The sequence below is a fragment of the Thermococcus sp. GR6 genome (assembly GCF_012027415.1).
Taxonomy (GTDB): domain Archaea; phylum Methanobacteriota_B; class Thermococci; order Thermococcales; family Thermococcaceae; genus Thermococcus; species Thermococcus onnurineus.
Genome location: NZ_SNUM01000001.1, coordinates 54903 through 71452, shown reverse-complemented (window position 1 = coordinate 71452; position 16550 = coordinate 54903). Strand labels below are relative to the sequence as shown.

Here is a 16550-nt window from a genome sequence, read left to right as displayed (position 1 = left end):
CCTAAACTGGAGAATGACGAAGAAGGTTATATAACTTTACCTACTCGACAATCCTCTTGAGGATGTTGAAAACTCTGTCGTCCAGCCCACCACCAACGGTCACATAGAAGTCCGAATTCATGAGAAGGGCTATATCACGCAGCTTGCTAACAAAGCGGAGGGTTGGTTCAACACCATTCTCAATTATGAGATACTCAACAGCATCGAGAACAACGTCTGCCTCCTCCTGCTGAAGATGCTCCCAGACCGCCTGTTCGATCACATGAAGCCTAGAAGGATGAACCGCACTGGGATGAGACACCTTGGCAAGCCATATAGGATGGACATTGTGTCCGTGGATTTCAAAGGGAGGCCTTCGAGTTATAAGTATTTTCTTACGATCCACGTCTTTCATGAGTATATCATTAAGCCGCCGATAGTCCATTATTCTTGACCCGCTTCGTAGGGGTCTTCCCTTTAGTAACATAACCACCACTTCACGCAGATTACTCGACAGGATTAAAGCATGACCAACGCAACTTCGGTACGTCCTATATAAATGTTACTGTGAGCCGGATAAAAAATTTCACAACAAGTCCTCTGATCTAGCCAACTCCTGGAAGAATAACAAAAGATTGAAAATTATCTAGTTGCATGATCACTCTCCCTTTCTCTCACAGAGTTCGAGCAAAACGCCCGTTACAGCCTTTGGATGTATGAATGCGATTTTCGCACCACCTGCACCGATTCTAGGCTGTTCGTCGATCAGTCTGTAACCCGTTTCCTTCAGCTTTGTAAGGTGTTCCTCTATGTTCTCAACTCCAAGTGCTATGTGATGTATGCCTTCACCACGCTTGGCAATGAACTTGGCTATTGGGGAGTCCTCGGCCGTTGGCTCCAGGAGCTCGATCCTGCTCTCGCCGACGTGGATTATCGCAGTTCTAACCTTCTGATCCGGCACTTCTTCAATCTCCTCGACCTTGAGGCCGAGACCTTCCCAGATCTTTATGGCCTCTTCAAGGTTCTTCACTGCAATACCGACGTGGTCAATTTTCTTTATCATACCCTCACCCCCAGAGTTTTTTCAAGAACTAAATCCGTGGCAGAGTACGGGTCTATCTCCCGCTTCACAATTTTATCTATCAGGCCCGAAACCTCTTCCTCGTCGAGCCGCTCACTTATCATCTTCGCGATTCTACCGGAGATTATAGTTTTAACCTCCTCTTCGGCGCGGAACTTTCTCTTACGCTCTATTTCGCCACTCCTTTCAAGGAACTCATGGTGATCTTGTATTGCCTTCCAGAGGTCTCTTATGCCTCTCATTGTCGTCGCCACGGTCTCGACTATCGGCGGCCTCCAGCCGCGCTTCTCCCAGCGCTCCTTCTCGAGGTCGAGCATCATATTAAGTTCGAAGTAAGTGGCATCTGCCCCTTCTTTGTCGGCCTTATTTATGACGAAAATGTCCGCTATCTCCATAAGGCCAGCCTTAATAGCCTGTATGTCGTCGCCCAGTCCTGGAACCGTAACAAGGACGACTGTGTCAGCAGTTTTGACGATGTCAATCTCTATTTGGCCCACGCCAACCGTCTCAACGAAAATAACGTCGCAGCCGTAAGCATCAAGCACCTTTATCGCGTCACTTGTGGCCTTGGCCAGTCCACCAAGGGAGCCGCGTGTGGCCATGCTTCTGATAAAAACGCCAGGATCAGTCGAGTGCCTTTGCATCCTTATCCTGTCGCCGAGCAGAGCGCCGCCGGTGAAAGGCGAGGTCGGATCGATGGCTATGACGCCGACAACTTTGCCTTCCTCCCTCGCGACCCTGATCAGCTTGTCGAGAAGAGTTGATTTTCCAGCTCCAGGAGGGCCAGTGATACCGACGATATAGGCATTGCCCGTGTGGGGGTAGATCTTTTTGATTACTTCTCTAGCTTTATCCTCGTCGTTCTCTACTAGGGTTATCAGCCTGGCCGTGGCGCGCTTATCTCCCTGGAGCATGCGTTCGATCAGATCGTCTATCATCGTCATCACTCGGACAAATTATCCAAGAAAGAAATTATAAAGTTAAGCCTTCCCTAAAGCGCTTGAGGTTCTCTACGGCCCTATCAATGAAATCAATAGTCTTCTGAAGCGGCGTCCCCGGCCCGAACACTTCCGCAACACCCATCTTTTTGAGTTCCTCGGCATCGTCGGGCGGGATTATTCCACCGGCAAAAACAACAATATCCTCGTTCAGCTTAAGACCCCTTTCCTCAAGGAGCTTGAGGATCTTAGGTATTAGAACCATATGTGCACCTGAGAGAATGCTTATTCCCAGTACGGCGGCATCTTCCTGTATGACTGTCTCAACTATCTGTTCCGGAGTCTGTCTTATACCCGTGTAAATGACTTCATACCCTGCATCTCTCAGCGCCCTCGCAACGACCTTGGCGCCTCTATCATGGCCATCAAGACCGGGCTTGGCGATAACGACCCTAACCTTTGAGCGCTCGACCATTTCAACCACCGGAAGGATTTTGTTCCAGATGGTATTTAAAGATTGTCAAAACTAAAGGTTGGACTTTACATTGGATATTTTGTCCAGAAGTCTTTTTAATGCCCAGCGAGGAGTCATGATCATGATGGATCTCCACACCCACACCACGTACTCGGACGGAACCGGGAGCGTTCCCGAAAACATAGCCGCAGCTGAACAAAAAGGGCTGAGACTCCTCGGAATAAGCGATCACATCCATTACCTCACCCCAAAGAGCCTCAACCGATACGTCAGGGAAATACGCCAGTGGAGCGAAAGTGCCGAGCTCGCCGTCTTGGCCGGGGTGGAGGCCAACATAATGCACTGGGGGGTTGATATAACCACGGACATAGCCAAGAAGCTTGATTACGTGATAGCAAGTGTTCACCTGTGGGTGGAGACGCCGGAGGAGCACGTCGAGCTCATTAAGCTCGCCCTCCAAGACGAGAACGTTGACGTAATCGGCCACTTCGGGGCGAGCTTCCCCTACACCGGCTATCCAAGCGAGGAGGGTCTGAAGGATATACTGGAGCTGGCCGAGGCGAATGGAAAGGCCTTCGAGATAAGCTCACGTTATAAAGTTCCCGAACTGGACTTCATCAGGGAGTGCATAAAAAGAGGTATAAAGCTCACCTTTGCCAGCGATGCCCACTGGCCAAGAAGCGTTGGAAACGTAAGCTGGAGTGAGAAGGCTTTCAGGAAGGCCGGGGGGACGAAGGAGGATTTATTGTTTGGAGAGCTTTTGTGATTCCGATTCTCTTAGAGTCTTATTGCAACATATAGGAATAAGGGAAAAAGGGTTCACTCCTGAACGACTTTCAATTCTCCTAGAGTCTTATTGCAACGGAGAACCCGTTGGCTGGTGTGGCTGGAGCGCTGATCTTTCAATTCTCCTAGAGTCTTATTGCAACGTCTACAAAGATTCGCAATACATAACAACATTAACACTTTCAATTCTCCTAGAGTCTTATTGCAACTTATCATGACTATCTTCCAGTCCACCCAGTGCACGTCTTTCAATTCTCCTAGAGTCTTATTGCAACTTGCTCGTCACTGTCAACTATGACAATGGACATATTGCTTTCAATTCTCCTAGAGTCTTATTGCAACGGAGCGATATACATCGGCCTGGCGCTCACGTTGCTCTTCTTTCAATTCTCCTAGAGTCTTATTGCAACCACTTGGAAAAGTTCGAACTCAAGCCAGAGACAGCAATCTTTCAATTCTCCTAGAGTCTTATTGCAACACCATTTACCTAACCTCCTCCCTCGAGTCCATCAGCGCTTTCAATTCTCCTAGAGTCTTATTGCAACAACACGCTTGGGAGCACGACCTGCATGAATAGTCTCTCTTTCAATTCTCCTAGAGTCTTATTGCAACGAACTGATAGGCGTTGGAGTGATGTATGGCCTTGCAGCTTTCAATTCTCCTAGAGTCTTATTGCAACCCACTCCCCTGGGCCTGGGCCTCCTGGAGTTTTTTCCTTTCAATTCTCCTAGAGTCTTATTGCAACCAAATATGTGCTTCCTGATGTTGAACCTGTTGCCGTTGCTTTCAATTCTCCTAGAGTCTTATTGCAACTACGAGGTGAAGGAATTCGTCAACGACCCGCTGTTCGCTTTCAATTCTCCTAGAGTCTTATTGCAACAGCAACATGGAAAATTGTATGAAATGAATGTAAGACCCTTTCAATTCTCCTAGAGTCTTATTGCAACTCAGGGACAGGATATCAGTTGAGATGCCGAGTGTTATTACTTTCAATTCTCCTAGAGTCTTATTGCAACGTGGGGTCTTTCCCCTACCGAGACCCCCGCCCATCTGGGCTTTCAATTCTCCTAGAGTCTTATTGCAACCCACCAGAGCGAGACCATCTCATAACCCAGGCCCCTTTCAATTCTCCTAGAGTCTTATTGCAACCAGCCCTGTTAAGAACACTGTCAGATGAACCCCCTTTCTTTCAATTCTCCTAGAGTCTTATTGCAACTAAAGCGTTCCGGTGTATGTTCCAGCCGGGAGGCCGGCCTTTCAATTCTCCTAGAGTCTTATTGCAACTTCTTCAGTTGCATAATACACAAGCCATAAAGCGTGCTTTCAATTCTCCTAGAGTCTTATTGCAACCTGCTAACTCTTTTCCCGTTACTTCCATCACCCATCATCTTTCAATTCTCCTAGAGTCTTATTGCAACGATCGCTTCATCTACGCACTCAATGAGACCTACGCCAACTTTCAATTCTCCTAGAGTCTTATTGCAACGATTTCCAGGAGCGGGCGGATGTCGACTTGAAGCACTCTTTCAATTCTCCTAGAGTCTTATTGCAACTAACCTTCTGGGGACGTCCTGACGAAGCCATACGCCCTTTCAATTCTCCTAGAGTCTTATTGCAACAGGAAAATCCAAAATCCAGCCCGGATAAGCCTAACTGCTTTCAATTCTCCTAGAGTCTTATTGCAACTGTCATAGACTGCGAAGCGATGGTTTGTTAGTCTCTGTCTTTCAATTCTCCTAGAGTCTTATTGCAACATACAGTATATACTGTCGAGACACCTGAAGAAACTGACTTTCAATTCTCCTAGAGTCTTATTGCAACTTGCAACTAATCTACAAGGATAGGGTGAGGTTCTTTGAGACGACTTTCAATTCTCCTAGAGTCTTATTGCAACAAGTACTTTGAGAACCAGGCCATCGAGAGAGCCAGGACTTTCAATTCTCCTAGAGTCTTATTGCAACTAAAGGATCGGGTCAGCTGAAGCGAACTCTGCGAGAAGCTTTCAATTCTCCTAGAGTCTTATTGCAACATTCAAAAAGATAGACGATGCAACGGGAGTCTACATAACTTTCAATTCTCCTAGAGTCTTATTGCAACTCTGAAGTGTGTGAAGTCATAGTATGCAAACCCACCTTCTTTCAATTCTCCTAGAGTCTTATTGCAACAGGGCGGCTTTTACCCCCTTTTGCCTCAAAAAGAATTAAAAAAGCTGGAAATATTTAAGTCTTTCTGCGGAGGGGAGTTTAAACGACAATGTGCTGCCCGCTTTTTAATGGATATGCAAACTGAACACAAGGGACAAGACCCTCTCGACGTTTTTTCCAGCGAACCCATTAACAGCGTTGGAGAGTTCCGAAGCCTAGGTCAGCCTTTTTATCATCTTCAGCAGCAAAAAACCAGTCCAATCCGATAATAGACATATCAGGGCAGGGATAGGCAGAATTGAGGGCACCTTACACTTCAATTCCCAAATCTCGAAAATTTTTCGTTACAATTAACTTGGAATTTTATAACTCAAAGTAACACTATCACAAACTGTTATTAAAGACTTCCAATGGGTCAAACGGAGTTCTTTTTTAAATTCTGAAACGATTAACAGAAAATTCAAGAAAAACAGGGATATGAACGAGATGCAATCTAAAAGAAGGAGTTTAGTTGTTTCTACATTACCTTGAACCCAAGTTCCCTGAGTTTCCAGACTATCTCCAGAGGAAAGCCGACAACGTTGTAGTAGTCACCCTTGATCCATTCCACCAGAAGGCCTCCTCTCCCCTGTATGCCGTAGGCGCCAGCTTTATCCATGGGCTCACCCGTTCTTATGTACGCCCATATCAGCTCGTCGCTCAGCTCCCTAAACTTGACCTCCGTGATGACGGCACCCGAGACCTCTTCTCCCCCGTGGATTATGCAGTAGCCGGTCGTGACACGGTGAACTCTGCCGCTGAGGAGCTTCAGCATCCTGTAGGCCTCTTCCCCACTCTTGGGTTTCCCGAGAATGTGGCCATCGATGGAGACGACGGTGTCGGCACCGATGACAGTCCCGCCGACGCGGTTGTAAACTTCCCTTGCTTTCCTTCGAGCGAGCTCAAGGGCGTAAGCTCTAGGCTCGGTCAGGGAGCACTCCTCGCTCGCGTTGCTTGGGACTACCTTGAAGTCCTTAATGAACCTGCCAAGTATTTCCCTTCTCCTTGGACTTGCAGAGGCCAGCACTAACATGGTTGGGCCTTCGGAAAAGGGTTAAAAAAGCTTCCGAGAACTAAAGCTGGCGATGACGACAATTTCGCTAGCTGAAGTCACGCTCCATGTGGCAAGATGATGAGTACCCTCGCAGCTGAGCCATCATGCAGTTTCCTTCCGGTATTTCGCCCATTTTTCAATGCTGGAAACCAAGAGATAAACGAAGGCAAGGATCCACAGGACATGGCCTATTATCATTGCGTCGAAGTCGACGAGCAGTCCGTAGAGATATGCAATCAGTGCCATGCCAGCCAGACCCCAGAACACCTTGTCTCTCCATACCATAAAACATTCCTCCGTGGTTAGTACCACTAAAGAAAATAAGAAACCAAATTATAAAAAGTTTTTGAAATCAGGCCGAGGCCCATATCGGAATGCCCGCGTCGAGGAGCCTCTTGAGTTCCTTCCCTATCGGTGTACTCTTGCTTACTTTGACGAGACCCTTCTTGCTTGGCGTTGCAGTAAAGACGTACTGCTCGCCTCCGTAGAACTTGAGCGGTTTCTTTGCGTAGTCCGGCGAAACACGGAGCACTATCGTTTTCTTTTTCTCCTCGACCTCGACAGGTATCCTCTCCTTCGGCTTTGTCGCTTCCCTCTCGGCGAAGCTCTTGACGTCGATGCTTATTCCTATGCGCTTCTCAAGCTCGGTGATACGCTTGCCCTTCTTGCCTATGATTGCAGGAATGTCGAACTCGTCGGCATAAATAACCGCCTTGTGCGGGCTGACTATCTCAACCTCAGCGTAAACATCGGGCAGGAACTTCTTTATCTCCTGCTTGAGCCTCTTCTCTGCAAGCCTCAGCGCCGGTGCTTTCTCCTCCTTCTTTACTGGAACAACGCTTATCTCCTCGCCGTAGGTGTATATCTCGTACTCAAGCTCGCCTGTCTCAAAGTCGCGAATCTCGATGACAGGCCTGGCCAAGTCCTCTTCTTTCATGCCGCTTGGCACCTTAACGAGATACTCCAGCGTTAGAACCTTGGCGATCCTTCCTGCCTTGATAAAAATCACGGTGTCGACTATCTGGGGTATCATTCCCAGCTCGACCCTTCCGATGAACCTCTGGATCGCATCGATGGGCTTGGTAGCATGCACGACACCAACCATTCCGACGCCTGCAAGTCTCAGATCAGCGTATATTTTGAAGTCACTGGTCTTTCTCATTTCGTCGAATATCGTGTAGTCCGGCCTGACGAGGAGGAGTATGTCCCCCGTCTTTTCCATCCTACCGGCCAAAGCCGTGTACTGGGTTATCTCGTCGCTCACCTGCAGGTCCCTCGGCTTCTCCATCGTTTTCACTATCTTGCCCATGGAGGCGTAGTACTCGGCCAAAGCCTGTGCGAAGGTCGTCTTTCCTTCTCCCGGCGCACCTGCTATGAGTATTCCCTCCGCCTTATCCACGAGCCTCTCCAGGAGCTTCTCGCTCAGATCGTAGTCTTCTATACTCAGTTTCGTGACGGGTCTAACGGCGGTTATCTCAATCCTGTCTGCAAAGGGCGGCTTGGCAATAACTATACGGTAGTTTCTGAGCTGGACGACGGTCGCTCCAGGTTCGTCGAGTTCTATAAAGGATTCTGGGTCACGTCTCGCGCGCTCGACTATGTCATCGGCAATCTCTTCGAGCTCTTCATCGGTCAGAATCTCGTCACGAACGGGAACGAGCTTCCACTCTCCCGGTCTTCCCTTCTTTGCCATGGGCCTTAAGCCAGCTTTCAGGTGAACGCTCATCGTCGTCTCGTCAAAGAAGTCCTCCAAGCGGTGCCTGACTTCTTTCTTGGCCGTCAGGTAAATCACGTCTATACCCTTGGCGATGGCTATGTCCCTCTGGACCTGGTCACCGGTTATTAGAGTAGCGCCCAGCGTCTGGGCAGCCTCCCTAACCATGTGGTCTATTTCTCCAGCCTTCGCTCTACTTATCTGCCAGAGCTCGGGCCGCTCGCCGTAGAACTCGAGGAGTATCTTCCCCTTGTCGGACATCTCACGGAGCTTTTTGAGCTCCTCAAGTCCCACATGACCTATAGCCTTTCCCTCGTTGGCCTGGTGCTCTATCTCGGCAATGACTGCCTCAGGGATAACAACCTTAACTTTGTCTTCAAGCGTTGATAGGAACTGCGTAAGGCGGCCATCTACTATAACACTCGTATCAGCAACGAACACTCTCATTTCTCTCACCTCAGAAGTCCCGGAAACTCTCATCCGTTTATAAGACTTCCCTAACCGATGCTCTGACTAAAGGTTCATAAAGGTTTAGTCAAAAATAGGATAGGTGGGATGATGGGCAGAATGATATCCATTGCTTCCGGCAAGGGAGGCACGGGAAAGACCACAACAACGGCTAATCTCTCTATAGCCCTCGGAAAAATGGGCTATCGCGTTTGTGCCATCGATGCTGACCTGACAATGGCGAATCTGAGCCTCGTTATGGGAATAGATGACGCGTACACGACCATTCACGACGTTCTCGCCGGAAAAGCAACTATAAGTGAGGCCATCTACGCAACGGCATACGAAAACGTCCACCTCATTCCCGCGTCGATAGACTGGGAGCACGTCATAAGGGCCGATCCCAGAAAGCTTCCGGAGACGATAAGGGAGCTGAAGAACAAGTTCGACTACGTCATAATAGACTCTCCTGCTGGACTTCAGATGGACGCAATGAACGCCATGTTAAGCGGTGAGGAAGTTCTTCTCGTTACGAACCCAGAGATATCGTGTGTGACCGACACCATGAAGGTAGGGATGGTTCTCAAGAAAGCTGGCTTGGCAATTCTCGGATTCGTTCTCAACCGTTATGGAAGGAGCGATAACGATATTCCTCCCGACGTTGCAGAGGAGGTTATGGAGATACCTCTCCTGGCTGTTATTCCGGAGGATCCAGCCGTTAGAGAAGCAACTCTCGAAGGAGTCCCCGTCGTTGAGTATAAGCCCGACTCCAGAGGTGCCAAAGCATACATGAGGCTCGCAGAAAAGGTGGCAAGGATATCCGGTCTCAAGGCGCAGGTGATGAGGAAGTGATACTGACCTTCGTGGGCACTGCCGGAAGCGGAAAAACGACCTTAACCGGGGAATTTGGGAGGTATCTGGAGGAAAACGGACACAACGTCGCCTACGTGAACCTTGATACTGGAGTTATGCGTCTTCCCTACAAACCTGATTTAGACGTTAGGGACGAAGTGACTGCATGGGAGATAATGGAAGAGGGCTACGGGCCCAACGGGGCCATAGTTGAGAGCTACGACAGGCTTCTCCCAAAAGTTGGGAGCTACATCGATTGGATTATCAGGCTTGATACGGAGAACGACTACGTCCTCCTTGACACTCCTGGGCAGATGGAAACCTTCCTCTTCCACGAATTCGGGGTCAGGCTTATGGAGAGCCTTCCCGAGCCCCTCACAGTTTACCTCTTCAGTCCAGACATTCTAAGAAAGCCCCACGACTTCTGCTTCGTGAGGTTCTTCGGTCTCATGATAGATTTGCGCCTCGGCACGACAACGGTTCCAGTTCTCAGCAAAATCGATACCGTTGAGAACATAGAGGAGTACAGGAAATACCTCGATGACGTTGAGTATCTGAAGGCCAGACTTAAGCTCGACCCGTCGATGCAGGGACTTTTGGCCTACAAGATGTGCTCAGCTCTTCCGGAGCTAGCTCCGCCGACGAGGGTTGTTTACATCTCAGCCAAAACGCGCGAAGGCTTCGATGAGCTTGAAACACTGGCCTACGAGCATTACTGCACCTGCGGAGACCTAACATAGTTCACCGGTCTTTCGATTTTGTGAGCATCCTTTCAGTCAGCAGCTAACATTTTAAAAACTCTTTCAAGGAATAAGGGAGAAGCCTTTTGGCATTGTATCTTAAAGTCCGTTGGGTGAGAGCATGTGTCTTGTAGCGGGAGGAATCGGAACCAACCTCAAGGAACACTTTACAATGATGATTCTTGCTGGAAAGCACAGAGGAGAGGACTCTTTTGGTGTGTGGACTAACGAAGGAGTGCTCAAATCAGAGGACTTTTCGAAGCTTGATGAAATTCCCGACGGAAGAATCGGCCTCCTTCAGTGCAGACTGGCCATGACCGGTTCCTTCGGTTACACCCAGCCATTCTACAACGATTTGGCGCTTGTCCATAATGGTGAGATATACAACCACAACCATATTCGGAACTACCTCAAGGGCAGGGGAGTCTCCTTCGAGAGCGACGTTGACAGCGAAGTGATCCTAAGGCTCCTCGAATATCTCCTGAAGAGAGGCTTTAACGTTGAGAAAGCTGTTAAAAAGGCCATGAGCATGCTAGAAGGGGACTACGCAGTTGCCTTCAGTGATGGCAGGAGAATATACCTCTTCCGCGACCCCGTTGGTGTGAGGCCGCTCTACTATTCACCGAACGGCTTCTTCGCCTCGGAGAAAAAGGTGCTCTGGGCGATTGGTGAGCGGGCCATTCCAGTTCAGCCGGGAGAGCTGATCCTCCTCTCGCGTGAAGGGGTTCAAAGGAGAAAGCTCTTCAGTATACTTGAACTAAAAAGGATGGTTTTTTCTGAGGAAAGAGCAAAACTCTCGCTAATAAGGACGCTCACCCATGCCGTACGGGTTAGAGTCGAAAAGAGGACGGGGGTTCTCTTCTCCGGCGGGCTGGACAGCTCGCTAATAGCTCTGACTGCATCGAGGTACTCGGATGTCGTCCTCTACACCGCCGGAGCTGAGGGAAGTCAGGATCTCGAATGGGCTAGGAAGGTCAGCGAAGAGCTTGGTCTTCCACTTAGGGAGTATGTTTTTGATCTGGACGACGTCAAGGAGGCCGTTCCAAAAGTTGCCTTCGCTATAGAGGAATCGAACCCAATGAACCTAGCAATAGGTATTCCTCTCTACTTCGCTACCAAACTCGCCCGTGAAGATGGCTGCAAGCTTCTTCTGAGCGGTCAGGGAGCCGACGAGCTCTTCGGCGGTTACGCAAAATACCTCGAGAGGCCAGAACTCATGGAGAGCGATCTGCTTGAAATAGGTGAGAAGAACCTTGTCAGGGACGATAAGATAGCGATGCTGAATTCCGTGGAAGGAAGGGTTCCCTTCCTTGATCTAGCAGTGATTTCAACAGCCTTCAACACGCCCCTCGAGACCAAGATAAGGAAGGGCATCAGAAAAGCTATCCTCAGGGAAGTTGCCGTGGAGCTTGGTCTTCCGAAGTGGATAGCTGAGAGGGACAAAAAGGCCGCTCAGTATGGCAGCGGTGCTCAGAAGCTCCTCGAGAAGCTCGCCAAGAGCGAAGGAATGACCCTCAGAGAGTACGCCCAAAGAGCCTTTAATGAGGCATTTAAACGCGGATAAACGTTGTTAAACGTCCTTTAATCTTCTAGGACATGGGGGAGCTTTTTTAACTTTCTCATCCGTCCTCTCACAAACACGGGCAAACGGTTTCGTGAAAAACGCTTAAATATGGCTCTTTCGAAACTAAAACCAGGTGAAAAGCCGTGATACTTCGAAAAGGCCTCGCATTGCTCATTGGAATCCTATTCATCACAAGTCCCATCACGACGGTACATGTCGCAGGGGCAAATATAAAGCTCGTAATCCTCGTGAGTGACAACGAGGCTGATAGGGCAATAGCGGAGAATGTGGCAAAAATCCTGGGTGCCCAGGTAGTTGTTAGCCCATGGGGAACCTATGACCCGGCTGCGAGTGCAGAGATACTGACGATAAACCCAGACAAGGTAATAATCATCGGCGGATCCGTCGCCGTACCAGAGGAATACACTCAGGACTTCGGGGAGTTTGGGATACCCTATGAGCGCTGGTACGGAGAGACGAGGTACGAGACAAACCTAGCAGTTATAAAGATGCTCAAGGAGGAGTTTCCTGAGGCGTTTAGCCAAATAACTTCCGTGGTCATCGTCAACGGGCGCGACGTTCTTGCCATACAGAGCATGAGGGAATCACTCCCAAATGAGTTTGCAGGCATCCCAATTCTAGTCCTCACAGATGAAGGAAAAATCCAGACCACGCTGAATGTCCTGAACGAGTTCAACAGGATTATAGAGGTCAGATACATGGCCACCTACGCGAATTCGTTCAGCAGAACTCCCCTGTTTCCTATTAACGAGGAAACAATCGACCTCTGGCTTAAGAAACGCTTCGGGACAGATTATTTCTCCTCCAAGAGCATGTTCATGCCTTTCACTACAAGAACATACCAAGTTCTAGTTGATGTACAGAACAAGACCCATCGTGCCGAGACGCTCTTGGATGGTCTTGAAATCCCAGATGCTAGGAAAAAGCTCGACGATGCCAAGAAGCTGATGACCCTCGCGTGGGAGGCATACAATGAGGGAGATTACGCCAGGGCCTACGAACTGGCAATTAGGGCCAACTTCAACGCAGACTTCGTTATCTCCCGCGCATACAGGGAGATGAACACCATCTATCAGGGCTCTGCCAAGCTTCAGATGACCCGGGAGCTGTTCCGGCTGCAGGTAATGGTGGAAGTCCTCAAGAAAAAGGGCTACGACGTTAGCAACCTCGAGGCTTTACTGATCCAGGCAGGGAAAGCCTTGGATAGAGGGGACTACTCAGCACTCCTCAATGACCTGATCCCACAGATAAAGAACGAGATAGCCCAGCTGACAGTGAAGAGGCCGATTCCAGGAATACCTGAAGGCCGGGACAGGGGAAGACCATAAGGCTTTTTAATGTCCCTTCTCCATTTTTCCCGGTCAAAATGAGGATTCTAATGGTAGGACACTACCCTCCCCACGGTGGTGGCGTTGCAAACCACCTCGATAACCTCGTGAGGGAACTTAGAAAGCGCCACGAGGTGCATGTCCTTACCTACGGCCCAATTAAACCGAGAGATAACGAGAAAGAATTCGTCCATCAGGTTAAGGTTCCACCGGTTTACGGCATCAGGGGAACGAACTTCGCCCTTCTTGGGGCAAAGGAGATAGTCCGACTCCATCGCGAGTTCAGTTTTGATTTGGTGCACGCTCACTTCGTGGGAACAACGAGCTACGCCGGCGTTCTGGCCAAGGAGAGAATTGACCTGCCTCTTGTTGTTACAGCCCACGGAAGCGATTTAGAACACACCGCGAAGCTTACCCTTGGAAGATTTTACGTCAAAAGAACGCTTGCGACGGCAAACGCTATAATAACCGTCAGCCACTGGCTCGCAAAGAAGGCGATCTCCCTGGGAGCGGGCAAGGTTAAGGTTATCCCCAATGGCGTCAAGTCTCTCTCGGAGAAACAGGGGCAAAGGCGCTACATCACGTTTATTGGGGCCTTGAGAGATTACAAGAGCCCGGAAACGTTTATCGAGCTAGCCCGGGTTTTTCCTGATAGGGAGTTTCTCGTAGTGGGCGATGGCCCCCTCAGATGGAAACTCGAGAAGGAAGCGCCGGAGAACGTCAGGTTTTTGGGTTACCGCCGCGATGTGGATAGAATTCTCTCAGAAAGCCTCCTTCTTGTACTGCCCTCAAAGAGGGAAGGCTTCGGCCTTGTAATCCTTGAAGCCAACAGCCTTGGTGTTCCGACTGTTGGGAGAAGGGTAAGCGCTATCCCCGAGCTAATAAGGGAAGGTAAAAACGGGGTGACGTTCAAAAGCTTCGAGGATCTGGTAAAAGCCGTTGAGTCAATCCTCGAACCAAAGGCCAACATAAAGATCGGAAAGACTGGAAGAAGGATAGCCAGCCTCTACTCCTGGGGGGCCGTGGCAAGGGAGGTTGAAAAGGTTTACCTCGATGTCATTGGGCAACGTTTTTAACGGCCTTTTCTCGGTGAACGTTGGGTGAGAAGATGACGGTAGTAATCAATATGCGAGACGGTATGGATGGTAGGAAGATAAAGATTGCCGCGAAGTTCATACTCGAGGGCAAGCTCGTCGCCTTCCCAACGGAGACTGTTTACGGCCTCGGTGCGGATGCGCTGAACGAGGAAGCCGTGAGGAGAATATTCGAGGCCAAGGGAAGGCCAGCGGACAACCCGTTGATAGTTCACATTGCAGACTTCGATGACCTCAAAAAGCTCGCAAGAGAAATACCTGACGAGGCAAGACTCCTGGCCGAAAAGTTCTGGCCAGGCCCCCTAACAGTGGTTCTCCCCAAAAAGGAGGAGGTACCAACGGTCACTACCGGCGGCCTAGACACCGTGGCGGTTAGAATGCCAGCCCACCCGATAGCCCTCGCACTCATAAGGGCCAGCACGCCAATAGCGGCCCCATCAGCCAATATAAGCGGAAAGCCAAGTCCAACCCTAGCCGAGCATGTCATAGATGATTTCTACGGAAAAATCGAGTGCATAATCGACGGAGGCGAGACAAAAATAGGCGTGGAATCCACCGTCGTCGACCTGAGTGGTGAGAAACCAACTCTCCTGAGGCCCGGTGGTTTGCCGCTCGAGGAGATCGAAAAGGTCATTGGAGAAGTGGAGATACACCCTGCGGTCAGAGGTAAGCTCGTCGATGTTGCCCGCTCTCCGGGAATGAAGTACAAGCACTACTCGCCGAATGCGCAGGTTATTGTCGTTGAAGGACCCAGAGAGAACGTCAGGAAAAAGATAGAAGAGCTCGTTAATGAGTACCGGAAAAAAGGACTGCGGGTTGGAGTTATGGCCACAGAACAATACGATGCAGATGAGTTCTTCCATCTTGGAACGAGCGAGGAGGAAGTTGCCAGGAATTTGTTCAAAGCTTTAAGGGAGCTCGACAAGAGGGGAGTTGACATCATAATTGCCGAAGGAATCGAAGAGAGAGGTTTGGGCTTTGCTGTGATGAACAGACTGAGAAAGGCAGCAGGGTACAGAATAGTATGGGCATAGACAACGCTTAAATATTGAAACTCTTAAATTTAGCCAATGGGACCCTGACTTGAATCATGTGGGGTGAGAAATTTGGCAGCCAACATGGGACTAGAAGGGCCAGAAGAACTGGAACAGCTAGCTTTCAAGAGAATCAACGAGGGAAAGCTTAAAGAGGGACTTAAATTCGTTCTTCGTGCTGCAAAAGGCTACGAAGAGGAGGGGAAAAAGGAGGACGCCGCGAGACTTTACAAATACCTGGGATATATTCTGCTTGAGAGAACTAAATTGATTGAGAAGTCCCGCCCATCCCTTTTGAAGAGCGCCTATCTCTACATTGACCTTATCGAAAAGGAGATAACCCGGCCAGGAGTTAATCTAGACACCCTCGATGAGTACTGCTCCAATGTTCTCGAGGTCTTTCTGACGCTAAACGATGAAAGAAACCTGATGAAATACGCCGAAGAGTTCGCAGCGATATATGAGGACCTCGGCAACTCGTACCGGGACAATGACGATATCACCATGGCTATCCGAGCCTACGAATCCGCCTACAGGTACTACAAGATAATCGACAGCATTGAGTCCTACAAGAGGATCGCGGAGATACTGATAACCCTCTATGGACAGGTAGCAGAAGAGAAGCTTGAAAAAGGAGACTTAAAGGGTGCTGCAGAGGCTTTCTACCGCCTCGCCAGCTTCATCAGGTCGATATTCGGCTACGATATACACTTCATTGAGATGATGGACACAGCAGCCAAGAACTTTGAGAAAGCCAGCAAGCTGGCCTATTCCAACGGTGACCTTGATAGAACCACTAGCTGTCTCGTCAAGGCACAGTACGCATATTTGCTGGCTAGGAACTTCAACAGGGCCAAGCTGATAGGAATAAACACCGTCAGGATGCTCTACCAGATAGTAAGCTCTCATCGCGCCAACAGCAACGATGACATGGCCGCCGAAAAGCTTGCGGAGATGGCTGAAGCTCTGATAGGAATTGGCAAAATCAAGGAAGCCATGGAAACATACAAGAGCGCCCTTGAAACCAGGAGTGATATGAAGTTCAGGGCTAGTGTCCGCTTGGCTATCCTCAAACAGTTCGCAGCGTCAAAGGGAGATGAAGATCTCCTGGAGGACATCGATACCATCGAGTACTACACCAATAAGAAGAACTATCCGAAAGCCCTCGAGCTGGCCGAAAAAGTACTCCTGAGAAAGGATGAGCTCAAAGAGGTCGCAAACATGCTCCACGAGGCAGAGGGAATATATCATTAAGAAAAG

General features: G+C 49.4%; 14 protein-coding genes, 1 pseudogene and 1 CRISPR repeat array. Of the genes and pseudogenes, 8 read left to right on the top strand and 7 right to left on the bottom strand.

What is annotated here, in order from left to right; all coding sequences use genetic code 11:
* Positions 1 to 40 precede the first annotated feature (40 nt).
* From E3E32_RS00445 to E3E32_RS00430, 4 genes are all read right to left on the bottom strand, one after another.
* The gene (locus E3E32_RS00445; RefSeq protein WP_240910574.1) at positions 41 to 466 is read right to left on the bottom strand and encodes a DUF835 domain-containing protein; all 426 of its coding nucleotides are present in this window, start codon (positions 464 to 466) and stop codon (positions 41 to 43) included.
* Positions 467 to 637: 171 nt separating this feature from the next.
* Positions 638 to 1042, bottom strand: coding sequence for a methylmalonyl-CoA epimerase (gene mce / locus E3E32_RS00440; RefSeq protein ID WP_167729733.1), 405 nt, complete (start codon positions 1040 to 1042; stop codon positions 638 to 640).
* Positions 1039 to 1998: a methylmalonyl Co-A mutase-associated GTPase MeaB gene (meaB, locus tag E3E32_RS00435; RefSeq protein ID WP_167730842.1), complete on the bottom strand. Its 960-nt coding sequence runs from the start codon at positions 1996 to 1998 to the stop codon at positions 1039 to 1041. Before meaB ends, mce begins: the two co-directional genes overlap by 4 nt.
* A 34-nt stretch (positions 1999 to 2032) precedes the next feature.
* Positions 2033 to 2473: a cobalamin B12-binding domain-containing protein gene (locus E3E32_RS00430; RefSeq protein ID WP_012572036.1), complete on the bottom strand. Its 441-nt coding sequence runs from the start codon at positions 2471 to 2473 to the stop codon at positions 2033 to 2035.
* A 115-nt stretch (positions 2474 to 2588) separates the two neighbouring features.
* On the opposite strand from E3E32_RS00430, the pseudogene E3E32_RS00425 reads away from it, so the two are divergent.
* A pseudogene (locus E3E32_RS00425) lies at positions 2589 to 3236 on the top strand (PHP domain-containing protein); the annotation flags it as partial.
* Positions 3237 to 3238: 2 nt separating this feature from the next.
* Positions 3239 to 5424: direct repeats of the CRISPR family, unit length 30 nt; unit sequence CTTTCAATTCTCCTAGAGTCTTATTGCAAC.
* A 496-nt stretch (positions 5425 to 5920) separates the two neighbouring features.
* On the opposite strand, the gene E3E32_RS00420 reads toward E3E32_RS00425, so the two are convergent.
* From E3E32_RS00420 to E3E32_RS00410, 3 genes are all read right to left on the bottom strand, one after another.
* Positions 5921 to 6475 (bottom strand): Maf-like protein, encoded by a 555-nt coding sequence (locus E3E32_RS00420; RefSeq protein ID WP_167729732.1) that lies wholly within the window; start codon positions 6473 to 6475, stop codon positions 5921 to 5923.
* Positions 6476 to 6598: 123 nt separating this feature from the next.
* The gene (locus tag E3E32_RS00415) at positions 6599 to 6781 is read right to left on the bottom strand and encodes a hypothetical protein (RefSeq protein WP_167729731.1); all 183 of its coding nucleotides are present in this window, start codon (positions 6779 to 6781) and stop codon (positions 6599 to 6601) included.
* 67 nt (positions 6782 to 6848) lie between these two features.
* The gene (locus E3E32_RS00410) at positions 6849 to 8657 is read right to left on the bottom strand and encodes a PINc/VapC family ATPase (RefSeq protein ID WP_167729730.1); all 1809 of its coding nucleotides are present in this window, start codon (positions 8655 to 8657) and stop codon (positions 6849 to 6851) included.
* 111 nt (positions 8658 to 8768) lie between these two features.
* Here E3E32_RS00410 and minD point away from each other — a divergent pair, with 111 nt between their 5' ends.
* The 7 genes from minD (at position 8769) to E3E32_RS00375 (ending at position 16544) form a co-directional block, all read left to right on the top strand.
* Entirely contained in the window at positions 8769 to 9509 is a 741-nt protein-coding gene (gene minD, locus E3E32_RS00405; RefSeq protein WP_167729729.1) for a cell division ATPase MinD, read from the top strand.
* The gene (locus E3E32_RS00400) at positions 9506 to 10249 is read left to right on the top strand and encodes an ATP/GTP-binding protein (protein ID WP_167729728.1); all 744 of its coding nucleotides are present in this window, start codon (positions 9506 to 9508) and stop codon (positions 10247 to 10249) included. Before minD ends, E3E32_RS00400 begins: the two co-directional genes overlap by 4 nt.
* Before the next feature lie 121 nt (positions 10250 to 10370).
* Entirely contained in the window at positions 10371 to 11813 is a 1443-nt protein-coding gene (gene asnB / locus E3E32_RS00395; RefSeq protein WP_167729726.1) for an asparagine synthase (glutamine-hydrolyzing), read from the top strand.
* Between the two features lie 143 nt (positions 11814 to 11956).
* Positions 11957 to 13162 carry a hypothetical protein gene (locus E3E32_RS00390; RefSeq protein ID WP_167729724.1) on the top strand — a complete coding sequence of 402 codons (1206 nt, stop codon included), beginning with the start codon at positions 11957 to 11959 and terminating at the stop codon, positions 13160 to 13162.
* A gap of 38 nt (positions 13163 to 13200) precedes the next feature.
* Positions 13201 to 14238 (top strand): glycosyltransferase family 4 protein, encoded by a 1038-nt coding sequence (locus tag E3E32_RS00385; RefSeq protein WP_167729722.1) that lies wholly within the window; start codon positions 13201 to 13203, stop codon positions 14236 to 14238.
* Between the two features lie 32 nt (positions 14239 to 14270).
* The gene (locus tag E3E32_RS00380) at positions 14271 to 15290 is read left to right on the top strand and encodes an L-threonylcarbamoyladenylate synthase (protein WP_167729720.1); all 1020 of its coding nucleotides are present in this window, start codon (positions 14271 to 14273) and stop codon (positions 15288 to 15290) included.
* 72 nt (positions 15291 to 15362) lie between these two features.
* Positions 15363 to 16544, top strand: coding sequence for a hypothetical protein (locus E3E32_RS00375; protein ID WP_240910532.1), 1182 nt, complete (start codon positions 15363 to 15365; stop codon positions 16542 to 16544).
* Positions 16545 to 16550: the final 6 nt, after the last annotated feature.